Annotated in this window: 12 protein-coding genes; 9 read left to right on the forward strand and 3 right to left on the reverse strand. The window is 70.4% G+C overall.

All coding sequences use genetic code 11. The features are described 5' to 3' along the window. Positions 1-109: 109 nt before the first annotated feature. The gene (locus IE302_RS32425) at positions 110-787 is read left to right on the forward strand and encodes a uracil-DNA glycosylase (protein WP_191258267.1); all 678 of its coding nucleotides are present in this window, start codon (positions 110-112) and stop codon (positions 785-787) included. 194 nt (positions 788-981) lie between these two features. Here IE302_RS32425 and rpmB read toward each other — a convergent pair whose 3' ends face one another. Then, on the reverse strand, positions 982-1173 hold the full coding sequence (gene rpmB, locus IE302_RS32430; RefSeq protein ID WP_007031450.1) for a 50S ribosomal protein L28: 192 nt from the start codon (positions 1171-1173) through the stop codon (positions 982-984). A gap of 131 nt (positions 1174-1304) precedes the next feature. Here rpmB and fakA point away from each other — a divergent pair, with 131 nt between their 5' ends. The 5 genes from fakA (at position 1305) to IE302_RS32455 (ending at position 8124) form a co-directional block, all read left to right on the forward strand. Further along, on the forward strand, positions 1305-2888 hold the full coding sequence (gene fakA, locus IE302_RS32435) for a DAK2 domain-containing protein (RefSeq protein ID WP_191258268.1): 1584 nt from the start codon (positions 1305-1307) through the stop codon (positions 2886-2888). A 4-nt stretch (positions 2889-2892) separates the two neighbouring features. Continuing rightward, a complete protein-coding gene (gene recG, locus IE302_RS32440) occupies positions 2893-5046 on the forward strand; it encodes an ATP-dependent DNA helicase RecG (protein ID WP_191258269.1) in 2154 nt (717 codons plus the stop codon). Between the two features lie 83 nt (positions 5047-5129). After that, positions 5130-5510 carry a hypothetical protein gene (locus IE302_RS32445; RefSeq protein ID WP_229908072.1) on the forward strand — a complete coding sequence of 127 codons (381 nt, stop codon included), beginning with the start codon at positions 5130-5132 and terminating at the stop codon, positions 5508-5510. Then, positions 5507-7618: a caspase family protein gene (locus tag IE302_RS32450; RefSeq protein ID WP_191258270.1), complete on the forward strand. Its 2112-nt coding sequence runs from the start codon at positions 5507-5509 to the stop codon at positions 7616-7618. The genes IE302_RS32445 and IE302_RS32450 overlap by 4 nt, the downstream gene beginning before the upstream one ends. 2 nt (positions 7619-7620) lie before the next feature. Next, the gene (locus tag IE302_RS32455; RefSeq protein WP_191258271.1) at positions 7621-8124 is read left to right on the forward strand and encodes a GNAT family N-acetyltransferase; all 504 of its coding nucleotides are present in this window, start codon (positions 7621-7623) and stop codon (positions 8122-8124) included. Here IE302_RS32455 and IE302_RS32460 read toward each other — a convergent pair. Both IE302_RS32460 and IE302_RS32465 read right to left on the reverse strand, forming a co-directional pair. After that, a complete protein-coding gene (locus IE302_RS32460) occupies positions 8114-8269 on the reverse strand; it encodes a hypothetical protein (protein WP_191258590.1) in 156 nt (51 codons plus the stop codon). The genes IE302_RS32455 and IE302_RS32460 overlap by 11 nt on opposite strands. Before the next feature lie 118 nt (positions 8270-8387). After that, a complete protein-coding gene (locus IE302_RS32465; RefSeq protein WP_191258272.1) occupies positions 8388-9002 on the reverse strand; it encodes a TetR/AcrR family transcriptional regulator in 615 nt (204 codons plus the stop codon). A gap of 31 nt (positions 9003-9033) precedes the next feature. Between IE302_RS32465 and IE302_RS32470 the strand changes: the two genes are divergently transcribed. From IE302_RS32470 to IE302_RS32480, 3 genes are all read left to right on the forward strand, one after another. Further along, a complete protein-coding gene (locus IE302_RS32470; RefSeq protein WP_191258273.1) occupies positions 9034-10218 on the forward strand; it encodes an erythromycin esterase family protein in 1185 nt (394 codons plus the stop codon). Positions 10219-10236: 18 nt separating this feature from the next. Continuing rightward, complete coding sequence (locus tag IE302_RS32475; protein WP_373308050.1) at positions 10237-11160, forward strand: S8 family peptidase; 924 nt, start codon at positions 10237-10239, stop codon at positions 11158-11160. A gap of 88 nt (positions 11161-11248) precedes the next feature. After that, positions 11249-14626 carry a pyruvate carboxylase gene (locus IE302_RS32480; protein ID WP_191258274.1) on the forward strand — a complete coding sequence of 1126 codons (3378 nt, stop codon included), beginning with the start codon at positions 11249-11251 and terminating at the stop codon, positions 14624-14626. Positions 14627-14633: the final 7 nt, after the last annotated feature.

The raw sequence follows: 14633 nt of genomic DNA on the forward strand, positions 1-14633 counted from the left end.
ACGTCGTTCTCCGCTGAAGTCAGGATACGACAAGTCGCGCTCGTTTGTGACGGGTGTCTCAGGCGGGTGGGAAAAGGGGTGCCGACCGGCCTGAGTAAGCTCGCTCGCCGTGACCGCACGACCGCTGCAGGACATCGTCGAAGCAGGCTGGGCGCAAGCCCTCGAACCGGTGGCGCCGCAGGTCGCCGCGATGGGGGAATTCCTCCGCGCGGAGATCGCCGCGGGCCGGACCTATCTCCCGGCGGGGGAACATGTGCTGCGGGCCTTCCAGCAGCCGTTCCACGACGTGCGGGTGCTGATCGTCGGCCAGGACCCGTATCCGACGCCCGGCCACGCGGTCGGACTGAGTTTCTCGGTGGCGCCCGATGTCCGGCCGATCCCGAAGAGCCTGATCAACATCTACAAGGAGTACTGCGAGGACCTCGGGCACCCGTTGCCGTCGAACGGCGATCTGACGCCGTGGGCCGACCAGGGGGTCCTGCTGCTCAACAGGGCGCTGACGGTGCAGCCGGGCAAATCGAACTCACACCAGGGCAAGGGCTGGGAAGACGTCACCGAGCAGGCCATCAAGGCCCTCGCCGCGCGGGACGAGCCGATGGTGGCGATCCTGTGGGGCCGCAACGCGCGGAACCTGAAGCCGATGCTGGGGAAGGTGCCGTGCATCGAGTCGGCGCACCCGAGCCCGCTTTCGGCGCACTCCGGCTTCTTCGGCTCGCGGCCCTTCAGCCGGGCGAACCAGCTGCTCGCCGACCAGGGCGCCGGCCCCGTGGACTGGAAGCTCCCCTGACCCTCGCTCCACGCCCACGCAATTAGTCACCTACTTGCGGCACCAGCGCGTGAAGGCCCCCTTCCCTCGGCTCAGCCGAGGGAAGGGGGCCTTCACGCGCTTCGGAGGACGCTTGGCGTCACCTTCACAAGGCACGTGCCCATAAAAAATGGCGGGTACTCCGGAGAGCACCCGCCATTCCCCAAAAACCCGGCTCAGCCGCGAACGACCTTGCCCGCCTTGATGCACGAGGTGCAGGCGTTCAGGCGCTTGCGCTGGGACAGACCGATCTTGGCGTGAACGGTCTGGATGTTCGGGTTCCACCGGCGGTTGGTACGCCGGTGGGAGTGCGAGACCGACTTGCCAAAGCCCGGTCCCTTGCCACAGACGTCGCACACGGCAGCCACGTCGAACTCCTCTGGATCTGGGACGAAGAATGGTGCCCAGCACGCTGGGCAACTCGACCATAGTAACCAGTGGCTCTGAGCCCTCCGGCACCGGGTCGATACCCTCGCTGGAACAGCTAGGAGGTTACGGGGTGCGGGTGCTCGACGTGGCGGCGGTGTCGGCTTGGTCGGCGGCCTGTGTGCACAGCCTGGCGGTGCTGCGGCCGGCGATCGACGGCATCAACGTCTACCCGGTCGCCGACTCCGACACCGGCTCCAACCTGCTGTTCACCATGACCGCGGCCCGTGACGCGCTGGCGGACGCCGAGCCCGCCACGACCGCCGAGGCGCTGGCGGTGTTCGCCAAGGGCGCGGTCGCGGCGGCCAAGGGCAACTCGGGTGTGATCATGTCGCAGGTCGTGCGCGGGATCGCCGAATCGGCGGCCGCCAGGGACCTCGACGGACCCGGTCTCGCGGAGGCCCTCGGCTGCGCGGACAGGGCCGCCACGGGCGCGGTGAGCCGTCCGGTGGCCGGGACCATCCTGACCGTGCTCCACACCGTCGCCGCGGCCGTCCGCGAAGCGACGGGGCCGCTCGAAGAGGTGGCCGCCACGGCCGCGAGCGTCGCCGCCGAAGCACTCGAAGAGACCCCTAAGCAGCTGCCCGTCCTGGCCGTGGCCGGGGTGGTCGACGCGGGCGCCCGCGGTCTGGTCGCGGTCCTCGACGCACTGTCCGGCGTGATCTCCGGCGGCGTCACCGAACCGGAGCATCCGCTCGAAGCGCATCACCATCACACGGTCGACGCGCCGACGGCGTGGGAGGTCATGTACCTGCTCGACGGCGTCGACGAAGGCAGCCTGCCCGCGTTGCGCAAGACCCTCAGCGGCCTCGGTGACAGTGTCACGGTGGCCGGGGACGGCGCCGGCGCGTACGCCGTCCACGTGCACTGCGCGGACATCGGCGCGGCGCTGGAGGCCGGGATCGAGCTCGGCCGTCCCCGCAAGGTCCGGGTCGAGCCGCTGATCACGCCCACTCCGGTCGAGGTCGGCGGCGGTATCGATCGTTCCGTGGTCGCCGTGGTCCACGGCGGGCAGCTGGCCGAACTCCTCCGCGCGGAGGGGGTCGCGGTGCTTTCGGTCCCGCAAGGGAGCGAGCCGACGGTCGAAGAGATGCTCGGCCTGATCAACGAGGCCGCCGGGCATCACGTCACCGTCCTCCCCGGCGGCCACCGGCTGACCGCGGCGGCGGACGCGGCGGCCGGGCACGCGATGGCCGCGGACCGCGACGTCGTCGTCATCCCGTGCGTGTCACCGGTCCAGGTGCTCGCCGCGCTGGCCGTCCACGACAAGGACCGCCGCACCAACGACGACGTGGTCGCGATGGCGGAAGCGGCCGCCGCCACCAGGCGTGGCGAACTGCGGATCGCGCAGGAGGAGTCGCTAACCTGGGTGGGCCGGGCGCAGGCCGGTGACGTCGTCGGCCTGGTCGACGGCGAGGTCGTGCTGATCGAGCCCGCGCCTGCTTCGGAGACGAGCCTGGTCGAGGCGGCGGTCGGCGTGCTGAACCGGATGCTGGCCCTCGGCGGGGAACTGGTCACCGTGCTGACCGGTGCCGACGTCCCGGTCCGGCTCCCCGGCGAGCTGGCGGACCGGCTCCGCGTGGAACATCCTGAGGTCGAAGTGACGAGTTACGCCGGCGGCCAGTCCGACGCCGTGCTGCTGATGGGGGTGGAGTGACCGCATGACCAACCTGCGCGCGGACCTGAAACTGGTCGTGGGCGCGGCGACGGCGAAGGCACTCGCCAAGGGCCTCAAGATCGAGACGGTCAGCGACCTCCTGCGCCACTACCCCCGCCGCTACGCCGAACGAGGGCAGCTCACCGACATCGCCGGACTCGAACTCGGCGAGCACGCGACAGTGATGGCGCGCATCGAGCGGGTCAACAAGCGCCGGATGAAGGCGCGCAACGGCACCTTGCTCGAAATGGTGATCACCGACGGCAAACGCCGTCTGCAGTGCACTTTCTTCAACCAGGCCTGGCGCGAGAAGGAACTCGTCCCGGGCAAGAACGGGCTCTTCGCGGGCAAGGTCACCGCCTTCCGCGACGTCCTTCAGCTCGCGAACCCCGAATACGAGCTGTTCGACGCGGAACGCCAAGCCGAGGCGATGGACGACTTCCTCGCCGAGATCATCCCGGTGTACCCGGCGGCGCAAGGAATCCCGACCTGGGTGATCGCCAAGAGCGTGCGGCAGGTGCTGGACGTGCTGGAGGTCGACGAGGACCCGATGCCGCTGGAGCTGCTCGCCCAGTACGGCTTGCCCAGCCTGGAAAGCGCGCTGCGCGGCATCCACCGCCCGTCGGGCTGGGACGCGCTGAACTCCGCGCGCCGCCGTCTCAAATGGGATGAAGCCATGGCGGTGCAGCTGATTTTCGCGCAGCGCAGGCATTCTCTCGTCTCCCGGCCCGCGAAAGCCTGTCCGCACACCGAGGGCGGCATCCTCGACGCCTTCGACAAGCGGCTCCCGTTCGCGCTGACCTCGGGCCAGCAGGAGATCGGCGACGAGATCGCCCGCGACCTGTCCACCGAGCATCCGATGAACCGGCTGCTGCAGGGCGAGGTCGGTTCCGGCAAGACCGTGGTCGCGCTGCGCGCCATGCTGCAGGTCGTCGATTCCGGGCGGCAGGCGGCGATGCTCGCGCCGACGGAGGTCCTCGCCGCGCAGCACGCGCGCTCACTGAGCGAAATGCTCGGTGACCTCGGGCAGGCGGGGCAGCTCGGCGGTGCGGAGAAGGCGACGCGCGTGACGCTGCTGACCGGTTCGATGGGCGCCAAGGAACGCAAGAAAGCGTTGCTGGAGACGGTCAGCGGAGAGGCCGGGATCGTCGTCGGCACGCACGCGCTCATCCAGGACACGGTGTCCTTCGCGGATCTCGGCCTGGTCGTGGTCGACGAGCAGCACCGCTTCGGCGTCGAACAGCGGGACGCGCTGCGCTCCCGCGGCTCCGACGACACCAGCCCGCACGTGCTCGTCATGACGGCGACGCCCATCCCGCGCACGGTCGCGATGACCGTGTACGGCGATCTGGAGACCTCCGCGCTGCGCGTGATGCCGGCGGGCCGGTCGCCGATCAAGACTTCGGTGGTGCCGGTGGCGGAGCGGCCCGCGTGGCTGGACAGGGCGTGGCAGCGGGTCCGCGAGGAATGCGGCAAGGGACACCAGGCGTACATCGTGTGCCCGCGCATCGGCGACGAACCGGCGTCGGACAAGGGCGACAAACGCCCGGCGCTCGCCGTCCTCGACGTGGCACCCGAGCTGGCCGAGGGACCGTTGAAGGGCTTGAAGATCGGCGCCCTGCACGGCCGGATGGCCGCCGACGACAAGGACGCCGTGATGCAGGCGTTCTCCAAGGGCGAGCTGGACGTGCTCGTCGCGACCACCGTGATCGAGGTCGGCGTGAACGTGCCGAACGCGACCGCGATGGTGATCATGGACGCCGACCGGTTCGGCATCAGCCAGCTGCACCAGCTGCGCGGCCGCGTCGGCCGGGGCAGCGTGCCGGGGCTTTGCCTGCTGGTCACCGAAACCCTGGACGGGACGACCACCCGCGAGCGGCTCGCCGCCGTCGAGTCCACGACGGACGGTTTCGAACTGTCCAGGATGGACTTGGAACTGCGCCGCGAGGGTGACATCCTCGGTGCCGCGCAGTCGGGGAAGAAGTCGACGCTGAAGCTGCTTTCGCTGCTGCAGGACGAGGAGGTCATCGCCGAGGCGAGGGCCCGCGCCTCGGAGATCGTCGAGAAGGACCCGGCTTTGGGGAACTACCTGGGGCTGGCGCACATGATCGCCGACGTCGTCGACGAAGATCGTGTGGAGTACCTGGAAAAAAGTTGACGTGAACATCTCTGCCCGATCGGACCTTGTCGCCGGACGGGGCGAGAGGTTTCCTCGATCCGTACGGGCGAGGGAGGCCGGGGATGACGTCAGCGGTGCGGGTCCAGCTGGGTGAGGACGGGGCCGACGCCGAGCGGGCCGAACAGCTCGCCGGGTACCTCCGAGCGGAACTGATCGAACGCGGGGTCGCCGACGTCAAGGCGCTGCCCGCCGGTGAGGCGCCGCCCGGCTCGCGCGGATTCGACGCGGCGACGGCGGGCGGCCTGCTGGTCACCCTGGGGAAGTCCGCCGACGGCCTGCGCTCGGTGGTGACGGCCGTGCGGGAGTGGCTTTCGCGCGGCGGACGGGTGAAGCGCACGGTGCGGCTGGAGATCGACGGCGACGTGCTGGAGCTGTCCGAAGCGACCGTCGCCGATCAGGACAGGCTCGTCGCTCTATTCGTGAGCAGGCATTCGGCGCCATGACCGGCGAGCGGCGGGCCTTGATCATCGCCAACGGGGAGTACGACAACCCCGGGCTGAGCGCGCTGCGGTCCCCGGCGGCCGACGCGGAGGCGCTCGCCTCGGTCCTGGCCGACCGCGCCATCAGCGATTTCGACGTCCAGGTGGTGCGCGACGAGACCGCCCACGTCATCGCGAGCCGGGTCGAGGACCTGTTCGCCGACAGCGCGCCGGACGACGTCGTGCTGGTGCATTTCTCCTGTCACGGCTTGAAAAGCGAGTCGGGCGAGCTGTTCTTCGCCGCGCGCAACACCCGGCCGGAGCGGCTCGCGTCGAGTGCCGTGCCCGCCGATTTCGTCCAGCGCTGCATGCGGATGAGCCGGTCGCGGAGCATCGTCCTCCTGCTGGATTGCTGCTATGGCGGCGCTTTCGGCCGGGGTGTCGTGGTGCGCGCCACCGGCGAGGCCAATGTGCTCGACGCGTTCCCCGGCGGCGGGCTCGGCGGCCGCGGCCGCGCGGTGATCACCGCGTCGAACTCCATCGAGTACGCCTTCGAGGGCGACAACCTCGCCGACGACCACGCGCGGCCGTCGGTGTTCACCTCGGCGCTGGTCGAAGGCCTCCGGACGGGGGACGCGGACCGCGACGAAGACGGCTGGATCGCGCTCAGCGAGCTTTACGACTACCTCTTCGACAGTGTCCGGGAGCGGAACCCGAACCAGACGCCCAGCCGGGACATCGAGATGCAGGGCGAGCTTTACCTGGCCCGGAGCAGGCGCCGCCGGATCAAGCCGTCGCCGGTCCCGGCCGATCTGCGTGCGGCGAGCGAGGATCCGAACATGTTCACCCGCCTCGGCGCGGTCACGGAACTCCAGCGACGGCTGACGAGCGAGAACCTCTCCGTCGCGATCGGAGCCCACGAAGTCCTCACGACGATGGCACAGACCGACATCCAGCACGTCGCCGAGGCCGCCGACCTGGCGCGGCGGGAGGCACGGGTGCGGACCGAGCCCGATGTGGTGCGCTTCGGCGAGGTCGTCCGGGGAGCACGGCCGGTGGCGCGGATCGGGCTGGCCGGGCCGCCGATCGCGCGGGCCTGCCGCTTCACGTCGTCGCATTCCTGGCTGGGGGTGACCGAAGTCGACGGCGGGGCCGAGATCTCGCTGGACCAAGGGGAGATCGGGGCGTTCGACGGACAGGTCACCGTGACCGGACCGACCGGCGAGGTGGTCGTGCGGGTCGAGGGACAAGTCGTCCAGGAACCGGCGCCACCGCCACCGCCACTGCCCGCGCCGGAGCCGCGACCCGTGCCGAGTCCGCCGCCCAAGCCTGAGCCTGTGCGCGCCCCGGCTCCGGAGAAACCCGGGCCCCCGGCCGAATCTCCGCCCGCGCCGCCTGCCGAAGTCCCTGCTCCACGCCCGAAACCCGGCCCGTTCGCCGTCGCCGCCGGTTTGTTCGCGTTCGCGGCCGCGGTGTGCCTGCTGGTGATCGCGTTCCAGCTCAGCAGCAGCGTGGAGGACTTCTTCGAGGACGGCGGCTGGACCGTCCTGCCGCTCGTCGTCTTCGCGATCGGGGCGGGGGTCATGATGTTCCCGTCGAAGACGCGCCGGATGGCGGGGCCGGGACTGTTGTGCGGGCTGGCGCTGCTTTCGGCGATCCCGTACGGCCCGGTCGTCCTCGTGCTCGCGCGCGGCTGTTTGATCGTCGCGGCCGCCTGGGGGTTGGTTGCGCTGCGGCGCGACCGGAGTTTCCGGATCGGACTGGGGAAACCGCGGGACGCTCTCGCCAACGCGGCGCTCGTGGCCGGGTGCGCCGGCGCGGCCGGTCTCATGGTGGAGGCCGCCGAGCTCTTCGACTACTCGTCGAGCCGGGCCGACGAGGGCGCGATCTACCTCGTGGTCGCGGTGATGCTCCTGTTCGGGACCGTGCTCGGCGCGCTCCTGCGGCCCGCCGCGTTCGGGATCGCCTTCCAGGGCGGAGTGGCCGGCGGTGGCCTCGTCATGGTGTGCATGCTGTTCTACGCGCTGCCGAGCAGTTCGCGGGTGACCGGGGCGGGCTGGGGGATCGCGCTGGCGATGATGCTTTCGCTCGCCATCGTGACCGGTTTCGCCGCCCGCAAAGCGAAAGGCTGACGATGCCCGCGATCCGCCCCGCGGTCGTCGAGGACGCCTGGCCCATCGCCGAGGTGAACGTCCGGTCGTGGCAGTCGGCGTACCAGGGCCTGCTGCCCGAGCTGTACCTGCGCGATCTTTCGGTCGAGGGCCGGGCAGCGCGCTGGCAGCGGACCCTCGCCGATCCCGCCAACCGGGGAAACGTCCTGGTCCTCGTCGAGGACGGCTCGCTCCTCGGCTTCACCGCCGTCGACCGGGAACGCGGGGAACTGCGCGCGATCTACCTCGAACCGGCGCGCTGGGGCACGGGATTGGGCAGGCTGCTGCTCGACACCGCCGTCGCCGCGCTGCGGGATTCCGGACACCGCGAGGCGACGCTCTGGGTGCTCGACTCGAACGAACGCGCCCGGCGGTTCTACGCGGCCGCGGGATGGAAGCCGGACGGTGCGAAGAAAACCGACACCATGCCCGGCGAGGACGTCCCGCTGTCCGAAGTGCGCTACCGGATCGAGCTCGTCAGCGCGTGAACCAGGCGCGTTCCTCGGGTTTGGTGAGGACGACGATGATGCCGATGGCGATGCCCATCCCGATCAGCTGGGTGATCGCCCCGCCGCTGATCAGGCTGATCAGCCCCAGGACCACGGCGAGCCCTTCCACGCCCTCTCTCGGCACGAAGAGGTCAGTGTGGGCCCGGGACTCGTTGGCGCCGACGGTAAAACTGTCCTCAGCACGTGACCAACTCCGCATCCAGAGGACTAAACGCGTTGGTCAGTAACCCGGACTACCGCGTTTAGTCCTCTGGATGCGGGGAGAGGAAGGCGCCTTCCCGCGCGGCGACGGCGACCGCTCGCGCCGTGACCCGCGCGTCCGCCACCGTGACGCTTTCCCGGGAGAGGAACAGCCGGTAGAAAATCGGCCCGCACACCGCTCGCACCAGTTCGTCGCCGTCCGTCCCGGGTGGAGCCTCGCCCCGCGCGACGGCCCGTTCCGCGATCGGCGCCATGCGCACGTGCCGGTCCGCGTAGAAGTCGTGCAGCGCCTCGGCCGCCTGCGGCGACTGGAAGGCCGCCAGTACCGACGCCGTCGGCAGTTCCTTCAGCGTGGGCTCGGTGAAGTACCGCACGACCTCGGCCGCCACTTCGTACAGATCGTCCTCCAGCGACCCGGTGTCGGGCGCCGTCCAGTCGTCCTCCGCGCCCATCTGCAGCGCGGCGGCGACGAGACCGTCCGGTGAGGACCAGCGCCGGTACACCGTGGTCTTGTGCACCCCGGACCGCTCGGCGACCGCGTCCACGGTCAGTTCGCCGAATCCGCGTTCGGCCAGCAGGTCGAGGGTGGCGTGCAGGACGGCCTGGCGGGTGCGTTCGGTCCGGCCGCCGGGCCGCTGGGTACCCGAGGTTGCCAATTGCTACTCCTGTTGCGTTAGTGTGGGCAGTATGTCAGACGCAGTGAAGATCGCCGAACTGATCGGGAACGCGAAGATCGTCGCCATCGGTGAGAACAACCACCACGTCCACGAGTTCGGGGACCTGCGCAATCGTTTGCTTCGCGAGCTTGTCGAGCATCACGGCTTCCGCGTCGTCGGTTTCGAATCCGGTTTCGCCGAGGGCGAGCTCGTCCAGGACTGGCTGAACGGAGCCCCCGGGGACGTCGTCGACGTCGGCCGCGACGGCTTCACCTTCTCCCTCGGCGAGTCGCCCGAGGCGCACGAAATGCTGACCTGGCTCCGCGAACGGGGCGATGTCCGGTACTACGGTCTCGACGTGCCGAGTTCCGCGGGCTCGCCCTTGCCGTCGCTCGACGCGGTCCGCGCGTACCTGTCCACTGTGGATGAAGCCGCCACCGGCCTCGTCGACGAGGCGATCGAGGCGACCAAGTGCTACGCGTCGGTCAGCAGCGCGGAAGCGCCCGCCAAGTACGCCGCCCTCGACGCCGCCGCCAAGGACAAGGCGACCGCGGCGCTCACCCGGCTCAAGACGCACCTCGCCTCGTTGCGTCCCGTCTACGGGGACACGGCCGTCGCCGAGCATCACGTAGAGGGCGCGCTGCGCCTCGACGCCTACCTCGCCGAGGTGGCCGCGATGATGTCCGGCTCCGCGCCCGCCCTGCAGAGCGGCTCGCGCGACGCGTACATGGCCGAGTCCGTCCGGTTGATCCGGCGACTCCACGGCGACGACACGAAGATCGTCGTGATGCTCCACAATGGACATCTCCAGCGCGTGCCCTTCTCGCCGTTCCCCGGCCTCACCGCGCCTTCGGCCGGGACGCATCTGGCCGCCGAGTTCGGCGACGACTACTTCGCGCTGGGGCTCACCGCGGTGAAGGGCGAGACCACCGGCCTCAAGCCGGATCCAGCCGCGCGGCTCGGGTTCACCGTGTACCGCCAGGAACTCGACGCGCCCGCGGACGGCAGCGTCGAAGCGGAAGGCCCCGGGCTGGTGGACCTCCGCCCGCGTCGCGGGACCAAGGGACCCCAGAGCATCCGGCACGCGCACCTGTTCAACGCCGTCGACGTCGTCGACGCCTTCGACGCGCTGGTCTGCTTCCCGGAGTCGACGGTCAGCGGACACCTCCGACCGGCCCCAGCCGATCGAGTGGTTGAGGTTGCCCCTCGCGGGTGACAGGCGTAGGCCCGAGGCATGATCATTCGACTGGTAAGGGTCATGGCCGCGCTCGCCCTCCTGGTGTTCGCGGCGCAGCCCGCCTCCGCGACGGAAGTCCAGCAGAATCCACCGAACTGGGGACTGGACCGGATCGACCAGCGAACGGGCCTCGACCAGCTCTATCACTACGACACCGACGCCAAGGACGTCACGGTCTACGTGATCGACAGCGGCGTCGACGCCGCGCATCCCGACTTCGGCGGCCGGGTGAAGCCGGGCAAGGACTTCCTGAACGGCGGCACGGACACCTCCGACACCAACGGTCACGGCACGTACCTGGCCGGTGTCGCCGCGTCGAAGAGCTACGGCGTCGCGAAGGCCGCGCAGATCGTCCCGGTCCGGGTGATCGACGCGCAGGGCGGCGGCGCCACGGACAAGATCATCGCCGGTATCGACTGGGTGACGCAGAACGCACATCAGCCCGCCGTCGCCGTCCTCGGCATCGGCGGCACCGCCAACGACCAGCTCGACGCCGCCGTCCGCGCGCTCGCGGCGGTCGTCCCGGTCGCCCTCCCGGCCGGTGGCGAGGCCACCGACGCGGGCCAGTTCTCACCCGGCCGGGTCACCGAAGCGCTCACCGTCGGCTCGACCGACGCGAGCGACCAGGTCGGGTCCACGTCCAACTACGGCGAGGTCGTCGACCTGTTCGCCCCCGGCGTCGACGTGCCGGGACCCAACGCCGGGGGCAGCGGCGGCCGGATGCTCAGCGGGACGTCGTCGGCCGCCGCGCACGTCGCCGGGGTGGCCGCGCTGTACCGGGCGCTGCACCCGGACGTGGCCGCGCCGGACGTCACGAAGGCACTCGTGGACCTCGCCGCCGTCGACGTGCTGACCGGCGTCCACCAGGGCACCGCGAACCGGTTGCTCCAGACCCCGGGTACGCAACTCAGGCGGGGATGACGTCCATCACCTGGGCAACAACTCCCGTCCTGCGGGAGCGAGCAGGTAACGTGCCTCACCTACCGATCCGATGATGGGAAGGACCGGCATGTTCCGCAAGGTACTGGTCGCCAACCGGGGTGAGATCGCCATCCGCGCGTTCCGCGCCGGATTCGAGCTCGGCGCGGGCACGGTGGCTGTGTTCCCGCACGAAGACCGCAATTCGCTCCACCGGCTGAAGGCCGACGAGGCCTATGAGATCGGCGAACCCGGTCATCCGGTGCGGGCCTATCTGTCGGTCGAGGAGATCGTGGCGGCCGCCAAGAAGGCGGGCGCCGACGCCGTCTACCCCGGCTACGGCTTCCTCTCCGAGAACCCGGACCTCGCGCGCGCGTGCGAGGACGAAGGCATCACCTTCGTCGGGCCGAGCGCGGACATCCTGGAGCTGACCGGGAACAAGGCCCGCGCGGTCAAGGCCGCGCGTGACGCCGGGGTGCCCGTGCTGGGCTCCTCCGAGCCGTCCTCCGACGTCGACGCGCTGATCGCCGCCGCCGAGGAGATCGGCTTCCCCGTCTTCGTCAAGGCCGTCGCCGGTGGTGGCGGCCGCGGTATGCGCCGCGTCCTGGAGCCCGCGCAACTGCGCGAGTCCATCGAGGCCGCCGCGCGCGAGGCCGAGTCGGCCTTCGGCGACCCGACGGTGTTCATCGAGAAGGCCGTCGTCGAGCCGCGCCACATCGAGGTCCAGATCCTCGCCGACGGCGAAGGCAACGTGATCCACCTCTACGAGCGCGACTGCTCGGTCCAGCGGCGGCACCAGAAGGTCGTCGAGCTGGCCCCGGCGCCGAACCTGCCGTCCGAACTGCGGGACCGGATCTGCGCCGACGCGGTGAAGTTCGCCCGCCAGATCGGCTACCGCAACGCCGGCACCGTCGAGTTCCTGCTCGACAAGGACGGCAACCACGTCTTCATCGAGATGAACCCGCGCATCCAGGTCGAGCACACGGTGACCGAGGAGGTCACCGACGTCGACCTCGTCCAGTCACAGCTGCGCATCGCCTCCGGCGAGACCCTGGAAGACCTCGGCCTGTCGCAGGACAAGGTGTACCTGCGCGGCGCCGCGCTGCAGTGCCGCATCACCACCGAGGATCCCGCCAACGGCTTCCGCCCGGACACCGGGATGATCAGCGCGTACCGCTCGCCCGGCGGTTCCGGCATCCGCCTCGACGGCGGGACGGCGTTCGCCGGCACCGAGATCAGCGCGCACTTCGACTCGCTGCTGGTGAAGCTCAGCTGCCGCGGCCGCGACTTCAAGACCGCCGTCGGCCGCGCCCGCCGCGCGGTCGCCGAGTTCCGGATCCGCGGGGTGGCCACGAACATCCCGTTCCTGCAGGCCGTCCTCGACGACCCGGACTTCCGCGAAGGCCGCGTCACGACGTCGTTCATCGAGGAACGCCCGCATCTGCTCACCGCGCGCCACTCGGCCGACCGCGGGACCAGGCTGCTGACCTACCTCGCCGACAAGACGGTCAACAAGCCGCACGGCGAGCGTCCGCGCACCCTCGACCCGCAGGTCAAACTGCCGAAGCTGCCCAAGGATCTCGAACCGGCGCCCGGTTCGAAGCAGAAGCTCACCGAACTCGGCCCGGCGGGCTTCGCGCGCTGGCTGCGGGAGTCGCCGACCATCGGCGTCACCGACACCACCTTCCGCGACGCGCACCAGTCGCTGCTCGCCACCCGCGTGCGGACGAAGGACCTGCTGGCCGTCGCGCCGGTCGTCGCGCGCACCACGCCGCAGCTGCTCTCGCTGGAATGCTGGGGCGGCGCGACCTACGACGTCGCCCTGCGGTTCCTCGCGGAGGACCCGTGGGAGCGGCTGGCGAAGCTGCGGGAAGCGGTGCCGAACATCTGTCTCCAGATGCTGCTGCGCGGCCGCAACACCGTCGGCTACACGCCGTACCCCACCGAGGTGACCCACGCCTTCGTCGAGGAGGCGACGGCGACCGGCATCGACATCTTCCGGATCTTCGACGCGCTCAACGACGTCGAGCAGATGCGCCCGGCGATCGAGGCCGTCCGCGAGACCGGCTCGGCGGTCGCCGAGGTGGCGCTCTGCTACACCTCGGACCTGTCGGATCCGGCGGAGAAGCTGTACACGCTGGACTACTACCTCAAGCTGGCGGAGCAGATCGTCGGCGCGGGGGCGCACGTCCTGGCCATCAAGGACATGGCGGGCCTGCTGCGGGCGCCGGCGGCGGTGCGGCTGGTTTCCGCGCTGCGCAAGGAATTCGACCTCCCGGTGCACATCCACACGCACGACACCGCGGGTGGCCAGCTGGCGACGTACCTCGCCGCGATCCAGGCTGGGGCGGACGCCGTCGACGGTGCCGTCGCGTCCATGGCGGGCACGACGTCGCAGCCGTCGCTTTCGGCGCTCGTCGCGGCCACCGACCACTCGGACCGACCGACCGGGCTGGACCTGCAGGCCATCGGCGACCTGGAGCCGTACTGGGAGAGCGTGCGCAAGATCTACGCGCCGTTCGAGGCCGGTCTCGCGTCGCCGACCGGACGCGTTTACCACCACGAGATCCCCGGCGGCCAGCTGTCGAACCTGCGCACGCAGGCGATCGCGCTCGGCCTCGGCGAGCGGTTCGAGGACATCGAGGCGATGTACGCGGCCGCGGACCGGATCCTCGGCCACCTGGTGAAGGTCACGCCTTCGTCCAAAGTGGTCGGTGACCTCGCGCTGCACCTCGTCGGCGCGGGTGTTTCGCCGGCGGACTTCGAGGCGGAGCCGAACAAGTTCGACATCCCCGACTCGGTGATCGGCTTCCTGCGCGGCGAACTGGGCGACCCGCCCGGCGGCTGGCCGGAGCCGTTCCGCACCAAGGCCCTCGAAGGCCGCGCGCAGCCGAAGCCGGTGCAGGAACTGTCCGAAGAGGACCACAAGGGATTGGCGGAGAACCGGCGCCAGACCCTGAACCGGCTGCTGTTCCCCGGTCCCACGAAGGACTTCGAGGCGCACCGTGAGCAGTACGGCGACACCTCGGTCCTGCCGTCCAAGGACTTCTTCTACGGGCTGCGCCCGGGCGAGGAGTACTCGGTCGACCTCGAACAGGGTGTCCGGCTGCTGATCGAGCTGGAGGCCATCGGCGAGGCCGACGAACGCGGCCTGCGCACGGTGATGTCCACGCTCAACGGCCAGCTGCGCCCGATCCAGGTCCGCGACACCTCGATCGCGTCGGACATCCCGGCGACGGAGAAGGCCGACAAGGGCGACCCGAAGCAGATCGCCGCGCCGTTCGCGGGCGTGGTCACGCTGCAGGTGTCCGAGGGCGACGTCGTCGAGGCCGGTGCGACGGTCGCGACCATCGAGGCGATGAAGATGGAGGCGTCGATCACCGCGTCGTCCGGCGGCAAGGTGTCGCGGCGCGCGATCAACGCCGTCCAGCAGGTGGAAGGCGGGGACCTCCTTCTGGTCCTGGAGTGACGCAGGC

Origin of the sequence: Amycolatopsis oliviviridis (assembly GCF_014654365.1) — a bacterium.
GTDB classification, from domain to species: Bacteria; Actinomycetota; Actinomycetes; order Mycobacteriales; family Pseudonocardiaceae; genus Amycolatopsis; species Amycolatopsis oliviviridis.

Coding starts and splice junctions, on each gene's coding strand:
- recG (WP_191258269.1), top strand. CDS start 2,893: ATGACCAACCTGCGCGCGGACCTGAAACTGGTCGTGGGCGCGGCGACG.
- IE302_RS32445 (WP_229908072.1), top strand. CDS start 5,130: ATGACGTCAGCGGTGCGGGTCCAGCTGGGTGAGGACGGGGCCGACGCC.
- IE302_RS32450 (WP_191258270.1), top strand. CDS start 5,507: ATGACCGGCGAGCGGCGGGCCTTGATCATCGCCAACGGGGAGTACGAC.
- IE302_RS32455 (WP_191258271.1), top strand. CDS start 7,621: ATGCCCGCGATCCGCCCCGCGGTCGTCGAGGACGCCTGGCCCATCGCC.
- IE302_RS32470 (WP_191258273.1), top strand. CDS start 9,034: ATGTCAGACGCAGTGAAGATCGCCGAACTGATCGGGAACGCGAAGATC.
- IE302_RS32475 (WP_373308050.1), top strand. CDS start 10,237: ATGATCATTCGACTGGTAAGGGTCATGGCCGCGCTCGCCCTCCTGGTG.
- IE302_RS32480 (WP_191258274.1), top strand. CDS start 11,249: ATGTTCCGCAAGGTACTGGTCGCCAACCGGGGTGAGATCGCCATCCGC.